Genomic DNA, 22,604 nt, shown 5'->3' with positions numbered 1-22,604 from the left:
GTCAGAAATGCCTTTCGCGCCCGGCAAACAAGTCGCGCAGGTTGTTGCGGTGGCGCCAGACGATCATCACTGTCAGCACGGCGATCGGCAGCAGCGCCTCCGGCTCTCGCCAAGCCAGAAGTGGCAAGGTCAGCGGGGTTGCCACAAGCGCCGCCAGCGAGCTGGTGCGAGTGAGATAGAAGGTCAACAGCCAAGCGCCGATGGCCAGCAGTGCGGCTGGGAAATACAGGCCCATGAGCATGCCTGCGGCAGTGGCGACGCCTTTGCCGCCGCGGAAGCGGAAATACAGCGGGAACAGGTGGCCGAGCACTGCGCACACGCCGACCCAGGCTTGCTCTTGCAGGCCAAGGCCGGCAGCGCGGGCGAGCAAAACCGGCAACAGCCCCTTGCACAGGTCGCCGAGCAGGGTCAGGATCGCCAGTTTACGGCCCGCCAGGCGTAGCATGTTGGTGGCGCCGGCATTGCCCGAACCGCTGGAACGAGGGTCCGGGCTGCCCGAAAGGCGGCTTAGGACGATGGCGAAGGACAGCGAGCCGAGCAGGTAGGCGAGCAACGCCAGTAACCAAAACATGCTAACTATTCCGGGCGAGGACGCCCTGATTCTAACGGCGCCAGTCGCCCTTGTCGTGCTGTGGAGAGAAGTGCTTGGACAGAGTGTTCATCGAAGGCCTGGAAGTCGATACCGTCATCGGCGCCTATGACTGGGAGCGGGATATTCGCCAGTGCCTGCGCCTGGACCTGAGTTTTGCCTGGGATAACCGCCCGGCAGCCGCCGGTGATGACCTGAACCTGGCACTCGACTATGCCAGCGTGTCGGCGCGGATCCAGGCATTTGCCGAGCAGGCGCGCTTCGAATTGGTGGAAACCTTCGCCGAGCGCCTGGTGGCCGCGCTGATGGAAGAGTTCCACATTCCTTGGGTGCGGTTGAAGCTGACCAAGCCGGGGGCCGTTCCCGCCGCCCGCGGCGGTGTTGGCGTGGAGATCGAGCGCGGATGTCTCTGAACACCGTTTACCTGGGCCTTGGCAGCAACATCGATCGCCACCAGCACCTGTGTGCGGGGCTCGATGCGCTGGCGGCCATTCTCAGCGACATGCAATGTTCCCCGGCGTTCGAGAGCCAGGCTGTGGGGATCAAGAGCGGGCCGTTCATCAACTTCGTGGTCACCGGCAAGACCGATCTGCCGCTGATGGAGCTGGATCGCCGGCTCAAGTTCATCGAGGCGGACAATGGTCGCTATGCTCCGGATCGCAAGGGCCTGCCGCTGGATATCGATGTACTCCTGTATGACGACCTGCATGGCACGTTCGATGGGCTGGTGCTGCCTCGGGCGGAGATCCTGAAGAATGCCTTCGTGCTGTGGCCTTTGTCGTTGCTGGCGCCGGAGCTTGTACATCCAGGTGCGGGCAAAAGCATGGCGCAGCTGTGGCAGGAGGCGCGGATCGACCAGGTGTTGGCACCTGTCGCTTTCGAATGGCGGGGCGTGCAGCTGACCCAGGCGTGAGCCTGTAACGGCCCTTTCGCGGCTAAAGCCGCTCCCGCAGTGACCCCATAAGCTTTGGTCTGATGCGATCCCTGTGGGAGCGGCTTTAGCCGCGAAAGGGCCGGTGTGGTCAGCCCGGCTTGTAAGCCTCGAGCGCTTTTAGCCGCTCACCGTTGAGGGCCTCGCCCAGGCCTTGCCCGGTCAGCCCGGCTTCCACCAGTGGCTTCACATCCACTGCCCGGGCTGCGGCTGCCGCCCCGCGCAGATAATTACCCTGTGGATAACCTTCACAGGTGGCCATTTCACACGCGGCAATGAAATCCTCTAAACGCTGCGGTCGTCGATAAACGTCGAATTTCTGCAGCATTTCCAGCAATTTTGCAGGCGTTAATTGCAACGCGTTGTCAGCCCGCCCGGCAAACTCACCCACCAGCACGGCCAGTTCCTGGCATTCACGCGGCGCCTTGAAACGCTGATTGAGTGATTTGATCGCCATTGGCTCCAGCCCTCGCAGCAAGCACGCCCAGCGCACAGCCAGCGGCTGCTGGCGCTCTGCCGCCCGGCGAAGGGCGCCCAGTACGTGCGCAGGCTGTTCCAGCTCAGGCATCAACTCGTTCAATGCGCCACAGGCCTGCAATACCTGGATGAACACTTGCGGCTGACTTTCCATCAGCGCCCGTTCGATCTCTTTCCAGCTACGTTCGGCTGTCAGCGCCTGCAATTCGCCAGATTCGGCGATCTGGCGCATCAGCGCCAGTGTTTCATCGGCGACCTTGAAGCCCAAGGGGGCGTAACGTGCGGCAAAGCGGGCAACACGTAACACACGTAGGGGATCTTCGGCGAATGCAGGGGAAACGTGGCGCAGAATGCGTTGTGCAAGGTCGGCCTGGCCATGGTAAGGGTCGAAGACCACGCCCTGTTCATCCTCGGCCATCGCATTGATGGTCAGGTCGCGGCGGATCAGGTCTTCCTCCAGCGTAACGTCCGGGCTGGCGTGAAAGGTGAACCCGCCGTAACCGCGTCCGCTCTTGCGCTCTGTGCGTGCGAGGGCATATTCCTCGCCGGTCTCTGGATGCAGGAACACCGGGAAATCAGCGCCGACCGGGCGGAAGCCCAGGGCATGCATTTCCTCGACCGTGGCGCCAACCACCAGCCAGTCGATATCACTGACCGGGAGCCCGAGCAGGCGGTCGCGTACTGCGCCGCCGACTTTGTAGATGTGCATGTGCAGCCTCCATTACTGCCCACAGGATAACCTGTTGGCAGTAATGGCGGTGCATCAGAGGTGGTGGATGACGGCGAGGTCCATGCGCCCGTAATCGCCGCTCTCGGCATGTTCCCCGCGCGGTGGCATGTGATGGGTCTTGATCACCTGGTCGCCCTGTACTGTCTCCAGGTGGATATCGAAGCCCCACAAGCGGTGCAGATGCTTGAGCACTTCCTCGGTGGAATCGCCCAGCGGTTTGCGGTTGTGCTGCTGGTGGCGCAAGGTCAGCGAGCGATCGCCGCGGCGGTCGATGCTCCAGATCTGCACGTTGGGCTCGCGGTTGCCCAGGTTGTACTGGGCAGCCAGTTGCTCACGAATTATCCGGTAACCCGCCTCGTCATGGATGGCCGGTACCAGCAGGTCGTCGCGCTGGTCATCATCGAGGATGCTGAACAGTTTCAGGTCACGCATCACCTTGGGTGACAGGTACTGCAGGATGAAGCTCTCGTCCTTGAAGCTGCTCATGGCGAACTTGATGGTAGAAAGCCAGTCACTGCCGGCAATGTCGGGGAACCAGTGGCGATCTTCCTCCGTCGGGTTTTCGCACATGCGGCGGATGTCGGTGTACATGGCAAAGCCCAGTGCATACGGGTTGATGCCGCTGTAGTACGGGCTGTCGAAACCGGGCTGGAACACCACGCTGGTGTGGGACTGCAGGAACTCGATCATGAAGCCTTCAGTGATCAGGCCTTCGTCGTACAGGTCATTCATCAGGGTGTAGTGCCAGAAGGTGGCCCAACCTTCATTCATCACCTGGGTCTGGCGCTGTGGGTAGAAGTACTGGGCGATCTTGCGCACGATGCGCACCACCTCGCGCTGCCAGGGTTCGAGCAGCGGAGCGTTCTTCTCGATGAAGTAGAGGATGTTTTCCTGCGGCTCGGAGGGGAAGCGGGCATCGTCGCGGTCACCGCCTTTGTCCGCACTCTTTGGAATCGTGCGCCACAGGTCGTTGATCTGCCGCTGCAGGTGCTCTTCCCGGTCTTTCTGACGCCGACGTTCTTCCTCAGCGGAGATCGGATAGGGGCGCTTGTAGCGGTCCACGCCGTAGTTCATCAGCGCATGGCAGGAGTCGATCAGGTCCTCCACGGCGTCGATGCCGTGGCGTTCCTCGCACTGGGCGATGTACTGCTTGGCGAACACAAGGTAATCGATGATCGATGTGGCGTCGGTCCAGGTGCGGAACAGGTAATTGCCTTTGAAGAAGCTGTTGTGGCCATAGCAGGCGTGGGCAATCACCAGTGCCTGCATGCACATGGTGTTCTCTTCCATCAGGTAGGCGATGCACGGATCGGAATTGATCACGATCTCATACGCCAGACCCATCTGGCCCCGGCTGTAGGACTTCTCGGTACTGAGGAACTGCTTGCCGTAGGACCAATGGTGGTAACCCAGCGGCATGCCGACGGACGCGTAGGCATCCATCATCTGCTCGGCAGTGATCACCTCGATCTGGTTGGGGTAGGTGTCCAGGGCGTAACGCTCGGCCAGCCGACTGATTTCCCGATCGTAGGTCTGGATCAGTTCGAACGTCCACTCGGACCCGGTGGAAATGGGTTGGCGTCTCTGTGCTCTGGCGGTCATGTGGCTAACCTGCGCTGGAAGAGTTCACGGAAGACCGGGTAGATATCGCCGGCCGATACCAACTGCTGCTGGGCGAATGTGTCGGTGAAGGCTTCGCCGATTCGCTCGTACTCGTACCACAACGCCTGGTGCTCACGGGGGGTGATCTCAACGTAAGTGTAGTACTGCACATGCGGCATGATCTGCTTGGACAGGATCTCGCGGCAGATCGGCGAGTCGTCGTTCCAGTTGTCGCCGTCGGACGCCTGGGCGGCATAGATGTTCCAGTCGGCGGCCGGGTAACGTTCAGCCATGATTTCCTGCATCATCTTCAGCGCACTGGAGACGATGGTGCCGCCAGTTTCCCGGGAATAGAAGAATTCTTCCTCGTCGACTTCGCGGGCGCTGGTGTGGTGGCGGATGAACACCACCTCGATCCGGTCGTAGTTTCGCTTGAGGAACAGGTACAGCAGGATGAAAAAGCGTTTGGCGATATCCTTGGTGGCCTGAGTCATCGAGCCGGACACGTCCATCAGGCAGAACATCACCGCCTTGGAACTGGGATTGGGTTGCTTGACCAGCAGGTTGTACTTGAGGTCGAACGTGTCGAGGAAGGGCAGGCGGTTGATGCGTGCCTTGAGCCGTTCGATTTCCTGTTCGACTTCCTGGATATCGGTGAAGTTGTCGGGTTCTTCGATTTTCAGCCGGTCCAGTTCCTTCTGTGCTTCGCGCAGCAGCGCACGGCTGCTGCCGGTCAGGGCGATGCGCCGGGCATGCGCCGAGCGCAGGGTACGGACGATGTTGATGCGTGACGGGTTGCCCTCGTTGGCGATGCCAGCACGCACGGTCTTGAAGGTGTCGGCGCCGGTCAGGTGGCGTTTGACCAGGTTGGGCAGTTCGAGGTCTTCGAACATGAATTCGAGAAACTCTTCCTGGGTGATCTGGAAGACGAAGTCATCCATCCCCTCGCCGGAGTTGCCGGCCTTGCCGCGGCCACCGCCGCCCCCGCCGCCTTGTGGCCGAGGGATATGCTCGCCAGCGGTGAACTCCTTGTTGCCTGGGTGCACGATGGTCTGCTTGCCGCCCCGGCCATGGTGCAGCACAGGTTCATCGATGTCCCGTCCCGGAATGCTGATCTGTTCGCCATGTTCCATGTCCATGATGGAACGGCGGCTCACGGCCTCTTCGACGGCCTTCTTGATGTGTTCACGGTAACGCCGCAGGAAGCGCTGGCGGTTGACCGTGCTCTTGTTCTTGCCGTTCAGGCGTCGGTCGATAACGTAGCTCATGGTCCCTCCGGTAGCTGGGAGCAGCTGCAAGCCACAAGCTTCAGACTGCTGGAATCAGCAGCCACCGCTGCTTCACGCTACGGCGCCGGGCTTGCGCTCGGCGCTGGGCAGCTTGAAGCGAGCGGCTTGTAGCTTGCCGCTTTATTGCGATTTCCTGACCCGTAGGTACCATTCCGAGAGCAGGCGAACCTGTTTGTCGGTGTAGCCACGTTCCACCATCCGCGTGACGAAGTCGTTGTGCTTCTGTTGGTCCTCCTTGCTGGCCTTGGCGTTGAAGCTGATGACCGGCAGCAGGTCCTCGGTGTTGGAGAACATTTTCTTCTCGATCACCACCCGTAGCTTCTCATAGCTGAGCCAGCTCGGGTTCTTGCCATTGTTGTTGGCGCGGGCACGCAGCACGAAGTTGACGATCTCGTTGCGGAAGTCCTTCGGATTGCTGATGCCTGCCGGTTTCTCGATCTTTTCCAGTTCTTCGTTGAGGGCGATGCGGTTGAGGATCTCGCCGGTTTCCGGATCGCGGTATTCCTGGTCCTGGATCCAGAAGTCGGCGTACAGCACGTAGCGGTCGAAGATGTTCTGACCGTATTCGCTGTAGGACTCGAGGTAGGCCGTCTGGATTTCCTTGCCGATGAACTCGATGTAGCGCGGTGCCAGGTACTCCTTCAGGTAGCGCAGGTAACGCTCGCGTACTTCGGCCGGGAACTGTTCCTGCTCGATTTGCTGTTCCAGCACGTACAGCAGGTGCACCGGGTTGGCTGCCACTTCATGTGGATCGAAGTTGAACACCTTGGAGAGAATCTTGAAGGCGAAGCGGGTCGACAGGCCGTTCATGCCTTCGTCGACGCCCGCCGCATCGCGGTACTCCTGGATCGACTTGGCTTTCGGGTCGGTGTCCTTGAGGTTTTCGCCGTCGTAGACGCGCATCTTCGAATAAATGTTGGAGTTTTCCGGCTCCTTCAGGCGTGAGAGCACGGTGAACTGGGCGAGCATCTTCAGCGTGTCTGGCGCGCAATGGGCCTTGGCCAGCGAGCTGTTGATCAGCAGCTTGTCGTAGATCTTGATCTCATCGCTGACCCGCAGGCAGTACGGCACCTTGACGATGTAGATCCGGTCGATGAACGCCTCGTTGTTCTTGTTGTTACGGAAGGTGTGCCACTCCGATTCGTTGGAGTGGGCCAGCAGGATACCGGTGTAGGGAATGGCCCCAAGGCCTTCGGTACTGTTGTAGTTGCCTTCCTGGGTGGCGGTGAGCAAGGGGTGCAGGACCTTGATCGGCGCCTTGAACATTTCGACGAATTCCATCAGGCCCTGGTTGGCCCGGCACAGAGCGCCCGAATAGCTGTAGGCATCGGCGTCGTTCTGCGGGAATTCCTCGAGCTTGCGGATATCGACCTTGCCGACCAGGGCGGAGATGTCCTGGTTGTTCTCGTCGCCCGGCTCGGTCTTGGCGATGGCGATCTGGTTAAGGATCGAGGGGTACAGCTTCACTACCCTGAACTTGCTGATGTCACCGCCGAACTCCTGCAGGCGCTTGGTGGCCCAAGGCGACATGATGGTGTTCAGGTAGCGCCGCGAGATGCCGTACTCCTCCTCGAGAATGGCCCCGTCTTCGGTGGCATTGAACAAGCCCAAGGGGGACTCGAACACTGGCGAGCCCTTGATTGCGTAGAAGGGCACCTTTTCCATCAACTGCTTGAGTTTCTCGGCCAGCGACGATTTACCGCCGCCTACCGGGCCCAGCAGATAGAGGATCTGCTTCTTCTCTTCCAGGCCTTGGGCGGCATGGCGGAAGTACGAAACGATCTGGTCGATGCACTCTTCCATGCCATGGAAGTCGGCAAAGGCCGGATACCGGCGAATGACCTTGTTGGAAAAGATTCGCGACAGCCTGGAGTTGGTTGAGGTGTCGATCAGTTCTGGCTCACCGATGGCCAGCAACAGCCGTTCAGCCGCCGATGCGTAGGCACTGCGATCCTCTTTGCACAGCTCGAGGTACTCCTGCAGCGAGAGTTCTTCCTGGCGCGTAGACTCGAAGCGTTGTTGGAAGTGGCTAAAAATGCTCATGACGTCACCTCGCTCGATACGTGGAGACGACGCCGGATCAGTCAGCTGATGCTGGCATGCAACCGGGTTCGCCGATTGCTGTATACCCCCCAGAACACCCTGAAACGCTACCGATGACCCGCACGCCGGTGTACCGGCTCTCCCCTTTTTTTGGATGGCCTGCGCTTAAGAATAGTTGGTTATCCGCAAGGTCAAGGGCGCGCAGTGCAGAAGTTACGAACGACCGTTCGTCAGGTGGGCTGCGAGCCCGCGTGGGGCGCGGGCTGCAGTAAATATGAAAAAATTATTCGGCAGCGCCTTGAGCGGTCTCTGCCGGGTAGGTGGCGCGCCATAGTTCGAAGCCGCCATCGACGCTGTACACCTCGGAGAAACCTTGGCCGACCAGGTAGGCCGCTGCGCTCTGGCTGGAGTTACCGTGGTAGCAGACCACCAGGGTCGGGGCATCCAGGTCGGCATTGCGGATGAACTCGGCGACCGAGTGGTTATCCAGATGCTTGGCACCGGTGATGTGACCGGCGGCAAAGGCTTGCGGGTCGCGAATGTCGACGACTACCGCACCTTGTGCGCGCAGTGCCAGGGCCTGCTCGGGAGGGATGCGCTTGAATTCGCTCATGGTACGGCTCTCTTCAGGATTGATCGTTCAGTGTAGTGGGTTGTGCAGGCAGTCGGACATTGCCGTCGTCGGTGCAGTCGCAGCGGTGGTATTCACCGCTGTCAACGTTGTACAGGGTCATGGCGCCCCCCCACACGCAGCCGGTGTCCAGAGCGATGATGCCAGGCTCATCGACCTGGCCCTGGAGTGCAGCCCAGTGGCCGAAAATGATCGTCACGTGGCGGGAGCGGCGGTCTTTGTGGGCATACCAGGGTTTGTAGCCCTTGGGTGCGGTGCCCAGGCCTTCTTTGCTCTTGAGGTCGAGCTTGCCTGCGGGGGTGCAGAAGCGCATGCGCGTAAGGTAATTGGTGATGACCCGCAGGCGCTCGATACCGGTGAGGTGTTTGCTCCACTTGTTCGGCTCATTGCCGTACATGCCATCCAGATACAGCTTCAGTCGGCCGTCGTCGCGCAGCACTTCTTCGACTTCCGCAGCGAGCTTCAGGGCCTGGCCAAGGGTCCACTGTGGCGGGATGCCGGCATGAACCAGGGCGACGCCGCGGGGCTCGTCGTAATGCAGCAGCTTCTGCTGGCGCAGCCAGTCGAACAACTGATCGGCGTCCGGCGCCTCGATGACCTCGCGCAGGGTGTCGCTCTTCTTCAAACGCTCGACATTTTGCCAGGCAGCCAGCAGGTGCAGATCATGGTTGCCCAGCACGCACACCAGTGACTGGCGGATCGAGTAGAGGTAGCGCAGGGTTTCCAGCGACTCGGGGCCGCGGTTGACCAGGTCGCCGACCAGCCAGAGGCGGTCGACCGCGGGGTTGAAGTTGACCCGCGCGAGCAGGCACTTGAGCGGACCAAGGCAGCCTTGCAGGTCTCCGACGGCGTAGGTAGCCATCAGTGCAGCGCTCCAGGAACCGCGAGGCGGAAGGGTGCGATGTCGGCTTCGAAGCGCTTGCCGTCTTCGGCGAACATCTCGTAGCTGCCCTGCATGGTGCCGACGCGTGTGCTGATCACCGCGCCACTGCTGTAGGTGTGGCTCTGGCCAGGTTCGATGGTCGGCTGCTGGCCGACCACGCCGGCACCGCGCACTTCCTCGACTTCGCCATCACCGTTGGTGATCAGCCAGTGGCGTGACAGCAGCTTGGCTTTGACCAGGCCGTTGTTCTGCACGGTGATGGTGTAGGCGAAGGCGAAGCGACTGCTTTCGGGGTCGGATTGGTCTTTCAGGTAACGGGTCACGACGCTGACGTCGATCTGATAGCGAGGGTCGGACATGCAAGGGCCTTGGGCGAACTGACGCAATAATGCAGTCTAGGCCATTGGCAGGGTGGAGGGCCAGCGGTGTAGGGGCTTGGAGGGTGTGCTGTCAGTGCCGGCCCCTTCGCGGGTAAACCCGCTCCCACAGGGACCGCACAGGCTCCTGGGGTTGCGCAATTCCTGTGGGAGCGGGTTCACCCGCGAAAGGGCCGGTGCAGGCTGAATCAGGCTTGCTGGTCGGCCAGCTGATCGGCCAGGCGCACGAACGCCGCCAGGTCGAGCTGTTCAGGGCGCAGGCTGCCATCCACGCCAGCGGCCTCGATTGCGGCGCTGTCGAGCAGGCCTTTCATGGTGTTGCGCAGGGTCTTGCGACGCTGGTTGAACGCTTCACGCACCACCTGCTCCAGCAACCGTGCATCCTTGGCCGGGTGCGGCAGCACTTCGTGCGGCACCAGGCGCACGATTGCCGAGTCGACCTTCGGCGGCGGGTTGAACGCGCCTGGGCCGACGTTGAACAGGTGTTCCACGCGGCAGTGGTACTGGACCATGATCGACAGGCGACCCCAGTCACCCCCGCCTGGGCCGGCAGCCATGCGCTCGACCACTTCCTTCTGCAGCATGAAGTGCATGTCACGGATCAGTCCGGCATGGCTGAGCAGGTGGAAGATCAACGGGGTAGAGATGTTGTACGGCAGGTTGCCGACCACCTTCAGGCTGCGTGGTGGCACACCCAGCTGGTTGAAGTCGAACTTCAACGCATCGCCCTGGTGCAGGCGGAAATTATCGCGGCCAGCGAACTTGTGCTGCAGGATCGGGACCAGGTCCTTGTCCAGCTCGACAACGTCCAGCTGAGCGCCACTGCCCAGCAAGCCTTCGGTCAGGGCGCCCTGGCCCGGGCCGATTTCCAGCAGGTGTTCGCCGGCCTTGGCGTTGATGGCGCGCAGGATGCGGTCGATGATGCCTGCATCGTGCAGGAAGTTCTGGCCGAAGCGCTTGCGTGCCCGGTGTTGGTATTGCTCGTTCATGGTCGGTTCTCGGCCATCTGGTAGGCGGTTTCCAGGGCTACGCGCAGGCTGCCGGTGTCGACCTTGCCGCTACCGGCGAGGTCCAGGGCAGTGCCGTGGTCGACCGATGTGCGGATGATCGGCAGGCCCAAGGTCACGTTGACGGCTGCGCCAAAGCCTTTGTACTTGAGTACGGGCAGGCCCTGGTCGTGGTACATCGCCAGCACTGCATCGCAGTGCTCCAGATATTTGGGGGTAAACAGGGTATCGGCCGGCAGTGGGCCGCGCAGGTCCATGCCTTCAGTGCGCAGGCGGGCCAGCGTCGGCTCGATGATGTCGATTTCTTCGCGGCCAAGATGGCCGCCTTCTCCGGCATGCGGGTTGAGGCCGCAGACCAGGATGCGCGGGTTGGCGATGCCGAACTTGTCGCGCATGTCGGCGTGCAGGATGCGGGTAACCCGCTCCACACGTTCGGCAGTGATGGCGTCGGCAATGTCCCGCAGCGGCAGGTGCGTGGTCACCAGGGCAACGCGCAGGCCACGGGTGGCCAGCAGCATCACCACCTGGGCGGTGCGGGTCAGGTCGGCAAGAAATTCGGTATGGCCGGAGAAGGCGATACCGCTTTCGTTGATCACGCCCTTGTGCACTGGCGCGGTGATCATCCCGGCGAATTGCCCATCAAGGCAACCTTGGCCGGCACGGGTCAGCGTTTCCAGCACGAACGCCGCGTTGGCCTTGTTCAGCTGGCCCGCCACCACGGGCGCAGCCAAGGGTGTATCCCATACGTACAGGCTACCGGCAGGCGCAGGCTGGTCAGGCCATTGGCCTGGCGCTACCGCTAGCAGGTTGACCGCCAGCCCCAGCTGCGTGGCCCGCTCGGCGAGCAGGTCACGGCTGGTGATGGCAATCAGGGGATGGGGCTGGGCGTCGGCGGCGAGCAGCAGGCACAGGTCAGGGCCTATGCCGGCTGGTTCGCCGGGAGTGACGGCGAAGCGCAGGGGCTTCACTTCGCGGCCTGGTCAGCGCCAGGCAGCTTGATTTCAACGTAGGCTTCGTCGCGGATCTGGCGCAGCCAGGTCTGCAGCTCTTCGTCGTACTTGCGGTTGCGCAGCACGTTCATGGCCTGTTGCTCACGCGCCTGTTCGGTGCTGTCGGTAGCGCGACGGCCCAGCACTTCCAGGACGTGCCAGCCGTACTGGGTCTTGAATGGCTTGGTCACCACGCCTTGCTGGGCATCGGCCATCTGCTCGCGGAACTCAGGCACCAGGCTGTTCGGGTCGACCCAGTTGAGATCGCCGCCGTTGAGTGCCGAACCTGGGTCTTCCGAGAAGCTCTTCGCCAGTTCGCCGAAATCTTCGCCGTTCTGGATACGCTCGTACAGGCGCTCGGCCAGCTGCTTGGTGGCTGCTTCGCTGCGGATTTCGCTCGGCTTGATCAGGATATGACGGACATGCACTTCGTCACGCAGCACGTTCTCGCCGCCACCGCGCTTCTCTTCGAGCTTGAGAAGGATGAAGCCGTTGGGGATGCGGATTGGCTGGGTGATGTCGCCGACTGCCATGCTGCTGAGCATCTTGGCGAAGTCCGGTGGCAGCTGGGCCGCTTTACGCCAGCCCATTTCGCCACCTTCCAGGGCGTTTTCGCTGGCCGAGTTGGCAATCGCCACCTGGCCGAAGTCGGCGCCCTGGCGCAGTTGCTGGTACAGCTCGCCGACCTTGCGTGCAGCTTTCTGGATGTCGTCCGAGTTGGCGGCTTCCGGGGTCGGGATGAGGATGTTGGCCAGGCGGTACTCTTCCGACATCTGCATCTTGCCCATGTCCGAGGCGAGGAAGTTCTTCACTTCCTGCTCGGACACCTGGATGCGCTCGGCAACGCGACGCTGACGCACGCGGCTGATGATCATCTCGCGCTTGACCTGCTCACGGGCGTCGTCGAACGACAAGCCGTCATGGGCGAGGGCGGCGCGGAACTGCTCCAGGGACATGCCATTGCGCTGGGCAATGGTACCGATGGCCTGGTTCAGTTCTTCGTCGGTGATGCGGATCCCCGAACGTTCGCCAATCTGCAGCTGCAGGTTCTCGACGATCAGGCGTTCCAGTACCTGCTGCTCCAGTGCGCCGGTCGGTGGTACGCCACCGCCGCGCTTGGCGATGGTCTGCTGCACCTCGTGGACGCGCTGGTCCAGCTGGCTTTGCATGACCACGTCGTTGTCGACGATGGCTACCACGCGGTCCAGAGGTTGTACCGCGGCATGCACCGCGCCACTCAGCAATGCAGCGCCCAGCAATACCGGGCGCAGTCGATCAATAAGCTTGGTCTTCACGTGTACGGTAACCTTGAATGCCTTGGTCGAGGAACGATTCCACCTTGTTGCCCACTACGCCGCCGAGGCCTTTCAGGACGATTTGCAGGAAGATGCCGTGGTCACCCTTTTCGTTTGTCGGGGTAGCCTGGCTAAAGTCGTCGGAGTCGATCCAGTAACGGTTGATCAGGCGCAGCTTCCAGCAGCAGTTGTCGTACTCGAAGCCACCCATGGCTTCCAGGGTACGGTTGCGGTTGTAGTCATGCTGCCAGCGGGCGATCACGCTCCATTGCGGCACGAGCGGCCAGATCACCGAGAAGTCGTGCTGCTGGATCTTGTAGTAATCCTTGATGAAGTTCGGGTCGCCCGGCGTGCCATAGTCGCCGCCGCCCACTTTCCAGGTACCGGTGGTGGAATCGTAAGCGATGGTGTCATTGCGGTAGCGATAACCGAAGTTGACCACCTTGTTCGGGTTGTCTTCAGGCTGGTAGTGGAACATCGCGCTGCCCGAGCGGGTGCTGCGGCTGTCCGGGTCCCAGTTGAAGTCCGAATTGAAGCGCCAGTCGCGGTTGAAGTAGTAGTTGTACAGCAACGCGTATGGCGACACATCCGACTGCGAGTCCTTGCGGGTACGGTAGTCGATGCCGGGCAGCTGGACCTTGCGGTCCTTGAAGTAGTAGGCCTGGCCGATGCTGAAGTTCTGGCGCTCGAAGCCGTTGTCCTCGATCCAGCGGGTGGTCACACCCAGCGACAGCTTGTTCTCGTCACCGATACGGTCGGTGCCGGAGAAGCGGTTGTCGCGGAACAGCGAGTCGTAGCTGAACAGGGTTTCACCCGTGTCGAACAGCGGGATGTCCTTCTGGTCCTTGTACGGGACGTAGAGGTAGTACATGCGCGGTTCGAGGGTCTGCCGGTAGTTGGTACCGAACAGCGAGGTGTTGCGGTCGAAATACAGGCCGCTGTCGACCGAAGCGATCGGAATATCACGGTTCAGCGTGCTGTTGTAGCTGCCGTATGCCGGGTTGGCCGATTGCGCAATGGCTTGGGCCTGGCCTTGGCTGTCCAGATCGAGGTCATAGTGCGTGTAGGCATATTTCAGCTTGGGCGTGATGTAACCATAGCTGGCTTGCATCGGCAGGCTGATCGACGGCGCAACATTCAGGCGCGTGCCGTTGGCCCGTGCAATGCCACTGATGTTCTGGTCCAGGCGGCGGCCATCGGGACCGGCGGTGGTGTCGAGGTTGCCGTCCTTGTCGAACACCGTGTCGTTCTTGAGGTTACGGTCGAAGCGTACTGCTTCGGTTTCGTAACCCATGTCCAGACCGCCCGGATGGAACGGCAGTGCACCGTTGAGGGTGATCTGCGGCAGCTTGTCGTACGGCGTAATCTGCGACAGGGTCGCCATCTCGTACGCTTGCGCATTCAGGCGGGCGGTGTAGGTGTCGCCACGCCAGGTCAGGGCACCTTGCTGGTTGACCACGTCCCGGCTCTTGACGCCAATCTGGTCGGTTTCCAGGTCCTGGAAGTAGAACGGATCGCTGATGTCGGTGTAATCAACTTCAGTCATCAGGCGCTCGTCCAAGCCACCCTTGTGCTGCCAGTTGATCATCCAGCGTTCTTTCTTGTAGTCCGTCTGCAGCTTGCGATCGTCGTCCTCGTCGTTGAGGTAGCCGCCGCCGAACTGGCCTTCGCTGGACTTGGTCAGGTAGCGGAACTCGCCTTCCATCAGCAGGCCGCGCTTGGTCATGTAGCGCGGGTACAACGTGGCGTCATAGTTGGGCGCCAGGTTGAAGTAGTAAGGCGTGACCAGCATGAAGCCGGTGTCGCTGGTGCTGCTGAACGACGGCGGCAGGAAGCCGGACTGGCGACGGTCGTCGATCGGGAAGTAGATGTACGGTGTGTAGAACACCGGGAAATCTTTGACCCGCAGGGTGACGTTGGTCGCGGTACCGAAACCGGTCGCCGGGTTCAGGGTGATGTTGTTGCCCTTCAGCTGCCAGGCGTTGCTGCCCGGTTCGCACGTGGTGTACGTACCGTCCTTGAGGCGGATGATGGCGTTTTCGCCACGCTTGGCGTACAGGGCGTTGCCGCGGATGTGCGACTTGTGCATCACGTATTCGGCGTTGTCGACCTGGGCTTCGCCGGTGTCGAGCTGGATCTCTGCCTGGTCACCGACGACCAGCGAGCCGTTGTCGCGGATCTTGACGTTGCCCTTGAGCTCGCCACGGTTCTCGGCCTGGTACAGGTTGGCTTCGTCGGCTTCGGCCTGCATGCTGCCCTGGCGCATGACCACGTCACCCGCGAGGGTAGCGATCTGCTGCTCCTGCTGGTACTTGGAGACCTTGGCGTTGATGTAGGTCGGCGACTCGTCCTTCGGCGTGGAGTCGGCCATGCCCGGGCGGGTCGGCTCGATGTACGCACCGCCACAATACGGGCCGGTTTCGGCCAGCTGGGCGGCAGTGAGCTTCTCGCGTGGAACCCAGTCGAGGTGGCTGTAATCTTCGCTGCGCGACTTCAGGCCACGGCCCTTGGCCTCGGTGACCAGCATCGGCTTGTCGGCGCTCTCGGCCTCGGCCGACTCGGCTTCGGTGCCGGACGTGAGCGCAGCACCTTCGTGCACCGGGCGCGGAGGCAGGTTGTTGGCTGGGGTCTTGGGCTTGCAGTCCCAACCACCGGAGGCGGACACTTGGCAGTCGAACTGCTCGGCAGCCACCACATAGGAGGTGGCAAGAGGTTGCATGGCCAGCAGACCGCCGGTTACCAGCAACGGAAACTTTCTACGAAACGCGGGGGATTTCAATGCCATCTTATTAGTCCGGGCTTCCTGCGTGCCATCTGCCCGCGTGTGGGGCCGCACGCCTCTCGATGGTCTGAAAAAGATGCTGGATAATAAAGCATGACCCGCTTGACGGCTAGGGCCGTCGGAGACCCTTGTAATGCCTGAACACGATGTACGCCTGCAACAACTGACTGTCTGGCTCCATGAGCAGCTCGATCGACTTTTCCGCGACAACGCCTGGGGCGAGGTGCCCGAGGGCAGCCTGACCGCCGCCAGCAGCGACGCCAGCTTCCGCCGTTACTTCCGCTGGCAGGGGGCGGGCCACAGTTTCGTGATCATGGACGCGCCGCCTCCGCAGGAAAACTGCCGACCATTCGTCGCCATTGACCATCTGCTGGCCAGTGCAGGCGTGCATGTGCCGCAGATCCATGCGCAGGACCTGGAGCGCGGCTTCCTGTTGCTGGGTGACATGGGCCATCAGACATACCTGGACATCATTCAGGCCGACAATGCCGATGGCCTGTTTGCCGATGCGATTGACGCCCTGCTGGCCTTCCAGCGTCTGCCAATGGACGCGCCATTGCCCAGCTACGATGACGCCTTGCTGCGCCGTGAAGTCGAACTGTTCCCGGAGTGGTACGTAGGCCGTGAGCTTGGCCTGGCCTTCACGCAAGCGCAGAAAGCCAGCTGGCAGCGTATCAGCCAACTGCTGATCGACAGCGCCCTGGCCCAGCCCAAGGTGCTGGTGCACCGTGACTACATGCCGCGCAACCTGATGCAAAGCACCCCGAACCCAGGCGTGCTGGACTTCCAGGACGCAGTCTATGGCCCGGTCACCTACGACATCACCTGTCTGTTCAAGGACGCTTTCCTCAGCTGGCCGCAGGCGCAGGTCGAAGTCTGGTTGCGTAGCTACTGGGACCAGGCGCGAGCCGCCGGTATTCCGGTGCAGCCGGTATTCGGCGATTTCCAGCGTGCCAGTGACCTGATGGGCGTGCAGCGCCACCTCAAGGTGATCGGTATCTTCGCGCGAATCTGCCATCGTGACGGAAAACCGCGTTATCTGGCCGACGTCCCGCGATTCTTCGCCTATATAGATGAAGTGGTCAGCCGTCGCCCGGAGCTTGCCGAACTGGGCCAGCTGATTGCCGAGTTGCAAGCCGGAGCGCATGCATGAAGGCGATGATTCTTGCAGCAGGCAAAGGCGAGCGCATGCGCCCGCTGACCCTGCATACCCCCAAACCGCTGGTGCCAGTCGCGGGTCAGCCACTGATCGAATATCACCTGCGCGCGCTGGCGGCGGCCGGGTTTACCGAGGTGGTGATCAACCACGCCTGGCTTGGCCAGCAGATCGAAGATCATCTGGGCGATGGTGGCCGGTTCGGCCTGAGCATCCGTTACTCGGCCGAAGGGGAGCCGCTGGAAACCGGCGGCGGAATCTTCAAAGCCCTGCCGTTGCTGGGGAGCGAGCCCTTTGCCCTGATCAACGGCGATGTCTGGACCGACTACGACTTCACGCAACTGCGCACGCCGCTGCGTGGGCTGGCGCACCTGGTGCTGGTCGACAACCCAGGGCATCACGGGCGTGGCGACTTCCGTCTGCGCGAGGATCGGGTGATCGATGGTGACGACGCCCCCGGTACGCTGACGTTCAGCGGACTCTCGGTGCTGCACCCGGCGCTGTTCGAAGGCTGCCAGGCGGGGGCCTTCAAGTTGGCGCCGTTGTTGCGTCAGGCGATGGCGTCGGGCCAGGTGAGTGGCGAGCATTACCGTGGCCTTTGGGTGGATGTCGGTACCCTTGAGCGCTTGGCCGAGGCCGAGCGCTTGATCGGCGAGCGCGCCTGATATGTGGTGGCCAGGCACGGTAATCGGGTTGGGCGCAGGCTTCGCGGTCGCCAGTATCCCCGGGGCGCTGCTCGGTGCCTTGCTGGGCCAGGCGATGGACCGGCGCCTGCGCTTGCAGGGTTGGGACGACATGTGCGAGCGCCTGGGTGCTCGCCCGGTCCTGCAAGACGATGAGTTGCTGTTCGTCTTGCTCGGGCGGCTGGCCAAGAGTGATGGTCGTGTGGCCGAGCAGCACATTCAGCAGGCGCGGCAGGAAATGGTCCGCCTGGACATGCCCGAGGCGGCGCGGTTGCGGGCCATCGCCGCGTTCAACCGGGGCAAGGCGGGCAAAGACCGGCTGTCGGGCCACCTGCGCCGGATCCGGCTGCAGCCGCATGCTGCCGAGGGTACCCTCCGTGCCTGCTGGCGCATGGCCTGGGCCGACGGTAAGGCCGGGCGCCATGAGCGCGAGCTGTTACTGGAGTGGGGGCAAAAGCTGGGCCTGAGCCGTCGCCAGGTACAGGCAATGTCGCTGGAGTACGAGCCGCGCAAGGTGCCGGCGTCAGCGGCGGCTATGAACTATGCGGCAGCACTGCGCTTGCTGGGCATCGAGGCCGACACTGAAGGGGACCAGGTCAAGCAGGCTTACCGGCGCCTGGTCAGCAAGCATCATCCGGACAAGCTGGCGGGCAGCGGAGCAAGCGAGGCGCAAGTGCGCGAAGCGACCGAGCGGACCCGCGAACTGCACCAGGCCTATGCCATCGTGCGCAAGCGGCAGGGGTTCTAGCAGGGGCGCACAGCGCCCCTGGCCATTCACACTACTGTTGCGGGCTCATCCAGCCTCGAACCCGGCGGAACAGCTGCTCCTGCTCGCCGTCCTTGTTCGCCGGCATGGCAATCAGCGAGAGCTGCTTGTACTGGCTGTCCTTCTGCCGCTTGCTGGCCTGCAAGCGCAGCGCGGCGGCATTGCGGTCGCCGGTACGGGTGGCGTAGTAGAGGTCGGCCGTCGGCACCTTGAGGGTTGGCGTCAGGCTTTCCAGATCGTGCTCGACCCGCGCCGGCGTCTGCGCCGCCACCATCACCAGTTTCTGCACCTGCGGCGGTTGCTTCTCGCTCAGGTAGCGCGCTGCCCAATAGGCGCCGCTGCCGTGACCGATCAGCACGATGCTGCGCGAATTGTGCTGTTGCGCATAGGCTACGGCAGCATCCAGGCGGGCGAAGATGCGTTCAGCGTCGGCCACGTCGTTCTGTTCGCTGGCTTGCTCGGCGTCGGTGCTTTCTGCGGTCTCGGCGTCGGCGGCCGTGGCCTGGGCGACGTTGGCGTTGGCGTCGGCAGGGGTGTCCTTGGCCGGTGCGCTTTCGCCTGTCTTCTGCTCAGGCGCTGGCGCCGGCTTGGCCTCTACCCGCGCCTGCGGGGCGTCGGCGAGCAGGTCGGGCAGGCTCACGCTCAGGCTGTGCCAGCCGATATCCGGGAACTTGCGCCGCAGCGGCCCGACTGCATTGGGCCAGTCGGCATTCTCGCCAGCGCCAGGCACGATGATCACGGCACCTTGCGGATCAGCGAGGTTGGCCGGTTTCCAAAGGGCCAGGAAGCTGTCCGCTCCGGCCTGCAGGGTCTGTTGTTCGGCTTTTGGTACCAGGCGCTCCAGGGCTTGCGCGCCCTCCTGGCTGCGCTCCAGCAGCGGTGGGCGTGGCGCCGCGGCGGAGGGCGCCTCGGTTGCAGCCTCTGGCGTGGCCGCATCGGCGGCCAGGGCGGCGAGTGGTAGGAGCGAGGCCAGGCAGCACATTGCCAGCGTCGTGCGATAAAGTGTGGACATGAATCAACCCAAGGCCAGAATGATACCGGCAGCCTAATAGTATTTGCCCGCGGCGGCCATGCTGCATGGCCGCCCTTGCCAAGACGAGCGTGTAGATGAAGCGATTGCGTCGCCTGTTGGTTATCGGCTGGTTGTGCCTGCCCTTGATCGCGTTGGCACGGCCGCAGGTGTCGCCAGCGGTGACCTTGGAGCCTGCACAGCAGCAATGGCTCGAAAGCCATCGCAGCTTGCGTGTCGGTCTGGTGCTGCAGGCGCCCTACGCCCAGTTCGACCGGCGTCTGCAACAGCTTTACGGCGCCAACGTCGAGCTGGTGAACTGGTTGGGACAAGCGTTGGGCCTGGACCTGACCTGGCGCAACTTCACTGACCAGGCCAGCCTTGAACATGCCTTGCAGGCGGGAGAAATCGATTTTGCCCCAGGGCTGACGCAAACCCCGGCCAGCTTGCGCCTGTGGCTGTTCAGCGACCCTTACATGCGGGTCCCCCAACTGGTGGTGGGAGCGCGGACAGGGGCAATGTCGGTAGAGCTGGAAAAGCTCGATGCGCAAACCCGCGTCGCAGTGCGCATGCCCAGCGTTCTAGCCGACTATCTGCGCGGTAATTACAGCGGCCTGAACGTGCAAGGCGTGCCCAGCGAACGTGAGGCGTTGCAATGGGTGGTCGGCGGCCAGGCCAGTTACGCGGTGCTGGATGAGGCTCAGCTAAGTCGGTTGTCACGCGAAAATGAGTTCGCCGAGCTGGTAGTGGTGGGTGATATAGGTTTGCCCCAGTTATTGCGGGTGGGCTCCCGGCGCGACTGGCCAATGCTCGCCGATGTGCTCGAACGCGGGCTGCAGGCCATGCCTGCCAAGGCGCTGGAGCAACTTCACCAGCGTTGGTTGCAGCCTAAGTACCCGCGCTTGAGCGAGTCGCCGGGCTTCTGGCAGAACCTGGCGTTGCTGTTCGGCATGTTGCTGCTGTGTACCGTGGCCACCCTGGTGTGGCAGCGTCGGCAGCAACGTCAGCTGGAGCGCAGTCTGCTGGCCACGCGGGAAAGCCTGACCGAGCGGCAGGGCCGCGAAGAGGCACTGCGCCTTAGCCAGTTCGCTATCGACCAGAGTACGGTGGGCATTCTCTGGGTCAATTGGGACAGCCATGTGCGCTACGCCAACCATGCAGTGGAGGCCATGCTCGGCTATGCCGAGGCTGAGTTGCTGGAGCGCCCGCTGAGCGACTTCGAGCCGAACCTGAGCATGGACCGCTGGCTGGAACTGTGGAAGGGGGCACGCGCCGGCGACGGCGGTGCCCGGCAATTCGAAACCCAATGCCGGCGCGCTGATGGCAGCTTGCTCCCGGTGGAGCTGTCGCTCAGTTTCCTGCGTTTTCGCGATGCCGAATACCTGGTGGTGTACCTCGCCGATGTCACCGAGCGCCATCGCGCCCTGGCGGCGTTGCGCGAAAGCGAGGCGCGGCTCAAGGGTATCGCAGGCAACGTGCCGGGCCTGGTGTTCCGCCTTGAACCGGCGCCGGCCGAAGGCGAGCCGGAATTTCCCTACATCAGCGAAGGCAGCGAGGCACTGGTGGGTTACACGCCTGCGCAGATCCAGCACCCGTTGATGGGCTTGCGCAATCTCGTTCATCCGGACGACCGGGCCGACTATCACCAGGTGCAGGACCTGGCCATTGCCAGCGATCAGGACTGGTCGTGGCAGGGGCGCATCCTCACCCGTCAGGGTGAGCAACGCTGGGCCGACATCAAGGCCAGTGCCCGACGCCTGCCCAATGGCCGGGTGGCCTGGGACGGTATCGTCTGGGACATTACCCAAGGCAAGCGCGCCGAGCTGGCGCTGGCCCAGTCGCAGGAACAGCTGCGCGAACTGTCGGCGCACCTGGAGAGCGTGCGCGAAGAAGAAAAGGCCCGCATCGCCCGTGAAGTTCACGACGAGCTGGGGCAGATGCTGACCGTGCTCAAGCTGGAAGTGTCGATGTGCGAGCTGGCCTTTGCCGACCTGGATCCTGGGCTGCACGAGCGCCTGGGCAGCATGAAGCGCCTGATCGCCCAGCTGTTCCAGTTGGTGCGCGACGTAGCCACCGCGCTGCGTCCACCGATCCTCGACGCTGGCATTGCCTCGGCCATCGAATGGCAGGCGCGGCGCTTCGAAGCGCGCACACAGATACCCTGTCTGGTGCAGGTGCCGGATAATCTGCCAGCATTGAGCGATGCCAAGGCCATCGGCCTGTTCCGCATCCTGCAGGAGGCGTTGACCAACGTGATGCGCCACGCGCAGGCGCACAGTGTGGAGATCGAGCTGGTGCGGGAGGACGGGCAGCTGCGCATGACCGTCAGCGACGATGGCACCGGGTTCCGTCGGGACCAGCCCAGACCTGCCTCGTTCGGCCTGGTCGGCGTACGTGAGCGGGTGCTGATGCTCGGCGGCAGCATGGCGCTGGACAGTGAACCAGGCGAAGGCACCAGCCTGAGCGTGACCATTCCCTTGGAGTAGGAGAGCGAGCGTGATTCGAGTGCTGGTGGCCGAAGACCACACCATTGTCCGCGAAGGCATCAAACAGTTGATTGGCCTGGCCAAAGACATGCAGGTGGCGGGGGAGGCCGGGAACGGCGAGCAGTTGCTCGAAACCCTGCGCCACACACCCTGCGAGGTGGTGTTGCTGGATATTTCCATGCCGGGGGTGAATGGCCTGGAGGCGATCCCGCGAATCCGCGCGTTGCACGATGCTCCGGCGATCCTGATGCTGTCGATGCACGATGAGGCGCAAATGGCGGCCCGTGCCTTGAAAGCTGGCGCTGCTGGCTATGCGACCAAGGACAGTGACCCGGCCCTGTTGCTCACGGCGATTCGCCGGGTTGCAGGCGGCGGGCGCTATATCGATCCGGCACTGGCCGACCGCATGGTCTTCGAGGTGGGCCTGACTGAGACCCGGCCACTGCACACGCTGTTGTCAGAGCGCGAGTTCTCGGTGTTCGAGCGCTTGGCCCAGGGCGCCAACGTCAACGACATCGCCCAGCAACTGGCGCTGTCGAGCAAGACCATCAGCACCCACAAGGCCAGGCTGATGCAGAAGCTCAAGGTCAATTCACTGGCGGAGCTGGTCAAGTACGCCATGGAGCACAAGCTGGTCTGACTGTTCTGATTGCGACAGCTGCCATTGCCTGTACGGCGCCGAATCCTGTGGGAGCGGGTTACCCGCGAAAGGGTCAGGCCTGCCATTTGCACGGTGCCTGGGCTGGCCTCTTCGCGGGTGAACCCGCTCCCACCGGGATTAATGTCTGTGCTGAAAGCGCCGTTCTTGTAGGGCAATCCCTACAACAAATCTTCCAGCCGGATGAGGACATTCTCTCAGCACCGCCGATTTCCGGGCGC

At 62.6% G+C, this 22,604-nt stretch carries 20 protein-coding genes; 7 read left to right on the top strand and 13 right to left on the bottom strand.

Translation table 11 applies throughout. The features are described from left to right. Position 1: 1 nt before the first annotated feature. Positions 2-571 (bottom strand): glycerol-3-phosphate 1-O-acyltransferase PlsY, encoded by a 570-nt coding sequence (gene plsY / locus APH33_RS11365; protein WP_054885227.1) that lies wholly within the window; start codon positions 569-571, stop codon positions 2-4. A gap of 74 nt (positions 572-645) precedes the next feature. On the opposite strand from plsY, the gene folB reads away from it, so the two are divergent. Together folB and folK are read left to right on the top strand one after the other, a co-directional pair. After that, positions 646-1,002: a dihydroneopterin aldolase gene (gene folB, locus APH33_RS11360; protein ID WP_009682799.1), complete on the top strand. Its 357-nt coding sequence runs from the start codon at positions 646-648 to the stop codon at positions 1,000-1,002. After that, a complete protein-coding gene (gene folK, locus APH33_RS11355) occupies positions 993-1,502 on the top strand; it encodes a 2-amino-4-hydroxy-6-hydroxymethyldihydropteridine diphosphokinase (RefSeq protein ID WP_054885226.1) in 510 nt (169 codons plus the stop codon). The genes folB and folK overlap by 10 nt, the downstream gene beginning before the upstream one ends. 109 nt (positions 1,503-1,611) lie before the next feature. On the opposite strand, the gene APH33_RS11350 is transcribed toward folK, so the two are convergent. The 11 genes from APH33_RS11350 to APH33_RS11300 all read right to left on the bottom strand — a co-directional run bounded on the left by APH33_RS11350 (position 1,612) and on the right by APH33_RS11300 (position 15,628). Next, positions 1,612-2,706: a multifunctional CCA addition/repair protein gene (locus APH33_RS11350; protein WP_054885225.1), complete on the bottom strand. Its 1,095-nt coding sequence runs from the start codon at positions 2,704-2,706 to the stop codon at positions 1,612-1,614. Between the two features lie 54 nt (positions 2,707-2,760). Beyond that, entirely contained in the window at positions 2,761-4,329 is a 1,569-nt protein-coding gene (locus APH33_RS11345) for a SpoVR family protein (RefSeq protein ID WP_054885224.1), read from the bottom strand. Continuing rightward, entirely contained in the window at positions 4,326-5,597 is a 1,272-nt protein-coding gene (locus tag APH33_RS11340) for a YeaH/YhbH family protein (protein ID WP_054885223.1), read from the bottom strand. The genes APH33_RS11345 and APH33_RS11340 overlap by 4 nt, the downstream gene beginning before the upstream one ends. 141 nt (positions 5,598-5,738) lie before the next feature. Beyond that, the gene (locus APH33_RS11335; RefSeq protein WP_054885222.1) at positions 5,739-7,661 is read right to left on the bottom strand and encodes a PrkA family serine protein kinase; all 1,923 of its coding nucleotides are present in this window, start codon (positions 7,659-7,661) and stop codon (positions 5,739-5,741) included. 283 nt (positions 7,662-7,944) lie between these two features. Then, positions 7,945-8,274 (bottom strand): thiosulfate sulfurtransferase GlpE, encoded by a 330-nt coding sequence (gene glpE, locus APH33_RS11330; RefSeq protein WP_054885221.1) that lies wholly within the window; start codon positions 8,272-8,274, stop codon positions 7,945-7,947. Positions 8,275-8,287: 13 nt separating this feature from the next. Further along, positions 8,288-9,154 (bottom strand): symmetrical bis(5'-nucleosyl)-tetraphosphatase, encoded by an 867-nt coding sequence (locus tag APH33_RS11325; protein WP_054885220.1) that lies wholly within the window; start codon positions 9,152-9,154, stop codon positions 8,288-8,290. Continuing rightward, positions 9,154-9,534 carry a Co2+/Mg2+ efflux protein ApaG gene (gene apaG, locus APH33_RS11320; RefSeq protein WP_054885219.1) on the bottom strand — a complete coding sequence of 127 codons (381 nt, stop codon included), beginning with the start codon at positions 9,532-9,534 and terminating at the stop codon, positions 9,154-9,156. The genes APH33_RS11325 and apaG overlap by 1 nt, the downstream gene beginning before the upstream one ends. A gap of 206 nt (positions 9,535-9,740) precedes the next feature. Next, positions 9,741-10,541 (bottom strand): 16S rRNA (adenine(1518)-N(6)/adenine(1519)-N(6))-dimethyltransferase RsmA, encoded by an 801-nt coding sequence (gene rsmA, locus APH33_RS11315; RefSeq protein WP_054885218.1) that lies wholly within the window; start codon positions 10,539-10,541, stop codon positions 9,741-9,743. Then, positions 10,538-11,527: a 4-hydroxythreonine-4-phosphate dehydrogenase PdxA gene (pdxA, locus tag APH33_RS11310; RefSeq protein WP_054885217.1), complete on the bottom strand. Its 990-nt coding sequence runs from the start codon at positions 11,525-11,527 to the stop codon at positions 10,538-10,540. The genes rsmA and pdxA overlap by 4 nt, the downstream gene beginning before the upstream one ends. Next, a complete protein-coding gene (locus APH33_RS11305; RefSeq protein ID WP_054885216.1) occupies positions 11,524-12,843 on the bottom strand; it encodes a peptidylprolyl isomerase in 1,320 nt (439 codons plus the stop codon). Before APH33_RS11305 ends, pdxA begins: the two co-directional genes overlap by 4 nt. After that, on the bottom strand, positions 12,824-15,628 hold the full coding sequence (locus APH33_RS11300) for an LPS-assembly protein LptD (RefSeq protein ID WP_054885215.1): 2,805 nt from the start codon (positions 15,626-15,628) through the stop codon (positions 12,824-12,826). Before APH33_RS11300 ends, APH33_RS11305 begins: the two co-directional genes overlap by 20 nt. Before the next feature lie 130 nt (positions 15,629-15,758). Here APH33_RS11300 and APH33_RS11295 point away from each other — a divergent pair, with 130 nt between their 5' ends. From APH33_RS11295 to APH33_RS11285, 3 genes are read left to right on the top strand one after another with little or no spacing between them, the layout of a single operon-like run. After that, positions 15,759-16,778, top strand: a complete 1,020-nt coding sequence (locus tag APH33_RS11295; RefSeq protein ID WP_054885214.1) for an aminoglycoside phosphotransferase family protein — start codon at positions 15,759-15,761, stop codon at positions 16,776-16,778. After that, the gene (gene murU, locus APH33_RS11290; protein ID WP_054885213.1) at positions 16,775-17,446 is read left to right on the top strand and encodes an N-acetylmuramate alpha-1-phosphate uridylyltransferase MurU; all 672 of its coding nucleotides are present in this window, start codon (positions 16,775-16,777) and stop codon (positions 17,444-17,446) included. The genes APH33_RS11295 and murU overlap by 4 nt, the downstream gene beginning before the upstream one ends. Position 17,447: 1 nt before the next feature. Then, complete coding sequence (locus APH33_RS11285) at positions 17,448-18,212, top strand: TerB family tellurite resistance protein (RefSeq protein ID WP_054885212.1); 765 nt, start codon at positions 17,448-17,450, stop codon at positions 18,210-18,212. A 31-nt stretch (positions 18,213-18,243) separates the two neighbouring features. On the opposite strand, the gene APH33_RS11280 is transcribed toward APH33_RS11285, so the two are convergent. Continuing rightward, positions 18,244-19,242 carry an alpha/beta hydrolase family protein gene (locus tag APH33_RS11280; protein WP_054885211.1) on the bottom strand — a complete coding sequence of 333 codons (999 nt, stop codon included), beginning with the start codon at positions 19,240-19,242 and terminating at the stop codon, positions 18,244-18,246. 95 nt (positions 19,243-19,337) lie between these two features. On the opposite strand from APH33_RS11280, the gene APH33_RS11275 reads away from it, so the two are divergent. Together APH33_RS11275 and APH33_RS11270 are read left to right on the top strand one after the other, a co-directional pair. Further along, positions 19,338-21,725 (top strand): PAS domain S-box protein, encoded by a 2,388-nt coding sequence (locus tag APH33_RS11275; RefSeq protein WP_054885210.1) that lies wholly within the window; start codon positions 19,338-19,340, stop codon positions 21,723-21,725. A gap of 10 nt (positions 21,726-21,735) precedes the next feature. Further along, positions 21,736-22,365 (top strand): response regulator transcription factor, encoded by a 630-nt coding sequence (locus tag APH33_RS11270; protein WP_054885209.1) that lies wholly within the window; start codon positions 21,736-21,738, stop codon positions 22,363-22,365. Positions 22,366-22,604: the final 239 nt, after the last annotated feature.

Origin of the sequence: Pseudomonas sp. NBRC 111130, assembly GCF_001320485.1 — a bacterium.
In the GTDB taxonomy this organism is placed as follows: Bacteria; Pseudomonadota; Gammaproteobacteria; order Pseudomonadales; family Pseudomonadaceae; genus Aquipseudomonas; species Aquipseudomonas vlassakiae.
The sequence above is the reverse complement of the archived record's forward strand: the minus strand, read 5'-3'. Positions and strand labels throughout refer to the sequence as shown.

Excerpts from the sequence above, each read along its gene's own strand:
- plsY (WP_054885227.1), bottom strand. The coding sequence starts at position 571 with ATGTTTTGGTTACTGGCGTTGCTCGCCTACCTGCTCGGCTCGCTGTCC.
- folK (WP_054885226.1), top strand. The coding sequence starts at position 993 with ATGTCTCTGAACACCGTTTACCTGGGCCTTGGCAGCAACATCGATCGC.
- APH33_RS11350 (WP_054885225.1), bottom strand. The coding sequence starts at position 2,706 with ATGCACATCTACAAAGTCGGCGGCGCAGTACGCGACCGCCTGCTCGGG.
- APH33_RS11345 (WP_054885224.1), bottom strand. The coding sequence starts at position 4,329 with ATGACCGCCAGAGCACAGAGACGCCAACCCATTTCCACCGGGTCCGAG.
- APH33_RS11340 (WP_054885223.1), bottom strand. The coding sequence starts at position 5,597 with ATGAGCTACGTTATCGACCGACGCCTGAACGGCAAGAACAAGAGCACG.
- APH33_RS11335 (WP_054885222.1), bottom strand. The coding sequence starts at position 7,661 with ATGAGCATTTTTAGCCACTTCCAACAACGCTTCGAGTCTACGCGCCAG.
- glpE (WP_054885221.1), bottom strand. The coding sequence starts at position 8,274 with ATGAGCGAATTCAAGCGCATCCCTCCCGAGCAGGCCCTGGCACTGCGC.
- APH33_RS11325 (WP_054885220.1), bottom strand. The coding sequence starts at position 9,154 with ATGGCTACCTACGCCGTCGGAGACCTGCAAGGCTGCCTTGGTCCGCTC.
- apaG (WP_054885219.1), bottom strand. The coding sequence starts at position 9,534 with ATGTCCGACCCTCGCTATCAGATCGACGTCAGCGTCGTGACCCGTTAC.
- rsmA (WP_054885218.1), bottom strand. The coding sequence starts at position 10,541 with ATGAACGAGCAATACCAACACCGGGCACGCAAGCGCTTCGGCCAGAAC.
- APH33_RS11300 (WP_054885215.1), bottom strand. The coding sequence starts at position 15,628 with ATGGCATTGAAATCCCCCGCGTTTCGTAGAAAGTTTCCGTTGCTGGTA.
- APH33_RS11295 (WP_054885214.1), top strand. The coding sequence starts at position 15,759 with ATGCCTGAACACGATGTACGCCTGCAACAACTGACTGTCTGGCTCCAT.
- murU (WP_054885213.1), top strand. The coding sequence starts at position 16,775 with ATGAAGGCGATGATTCTTGCAGCAGGCAAAGGCGAGCGCATGCGCCCG.
- APH33_RS11285 (WP_054885212.1), top strand. The coding sequence starts at position 17,448 with ATGTGGTGGCCAGGCACGGTAATCGGGTTGGGCGCAGGCTTCGCGGTC.
- APH33_RS11280 (WP_054885211.1), bottom strand. The coding sequence starts at position 19,242 with ATGTCCACACTTTATCGCACGACGCTGGCAATGTGCTGCCTGGCCTCG.
- APH33_RS11275 (WP_054885210.1), top strand. The coding sequence starts at position 19,338 with ATGAAGCGATTGCGTCGCCTGTTGGTTATCGGCTGGTTGTGCCTGCCC.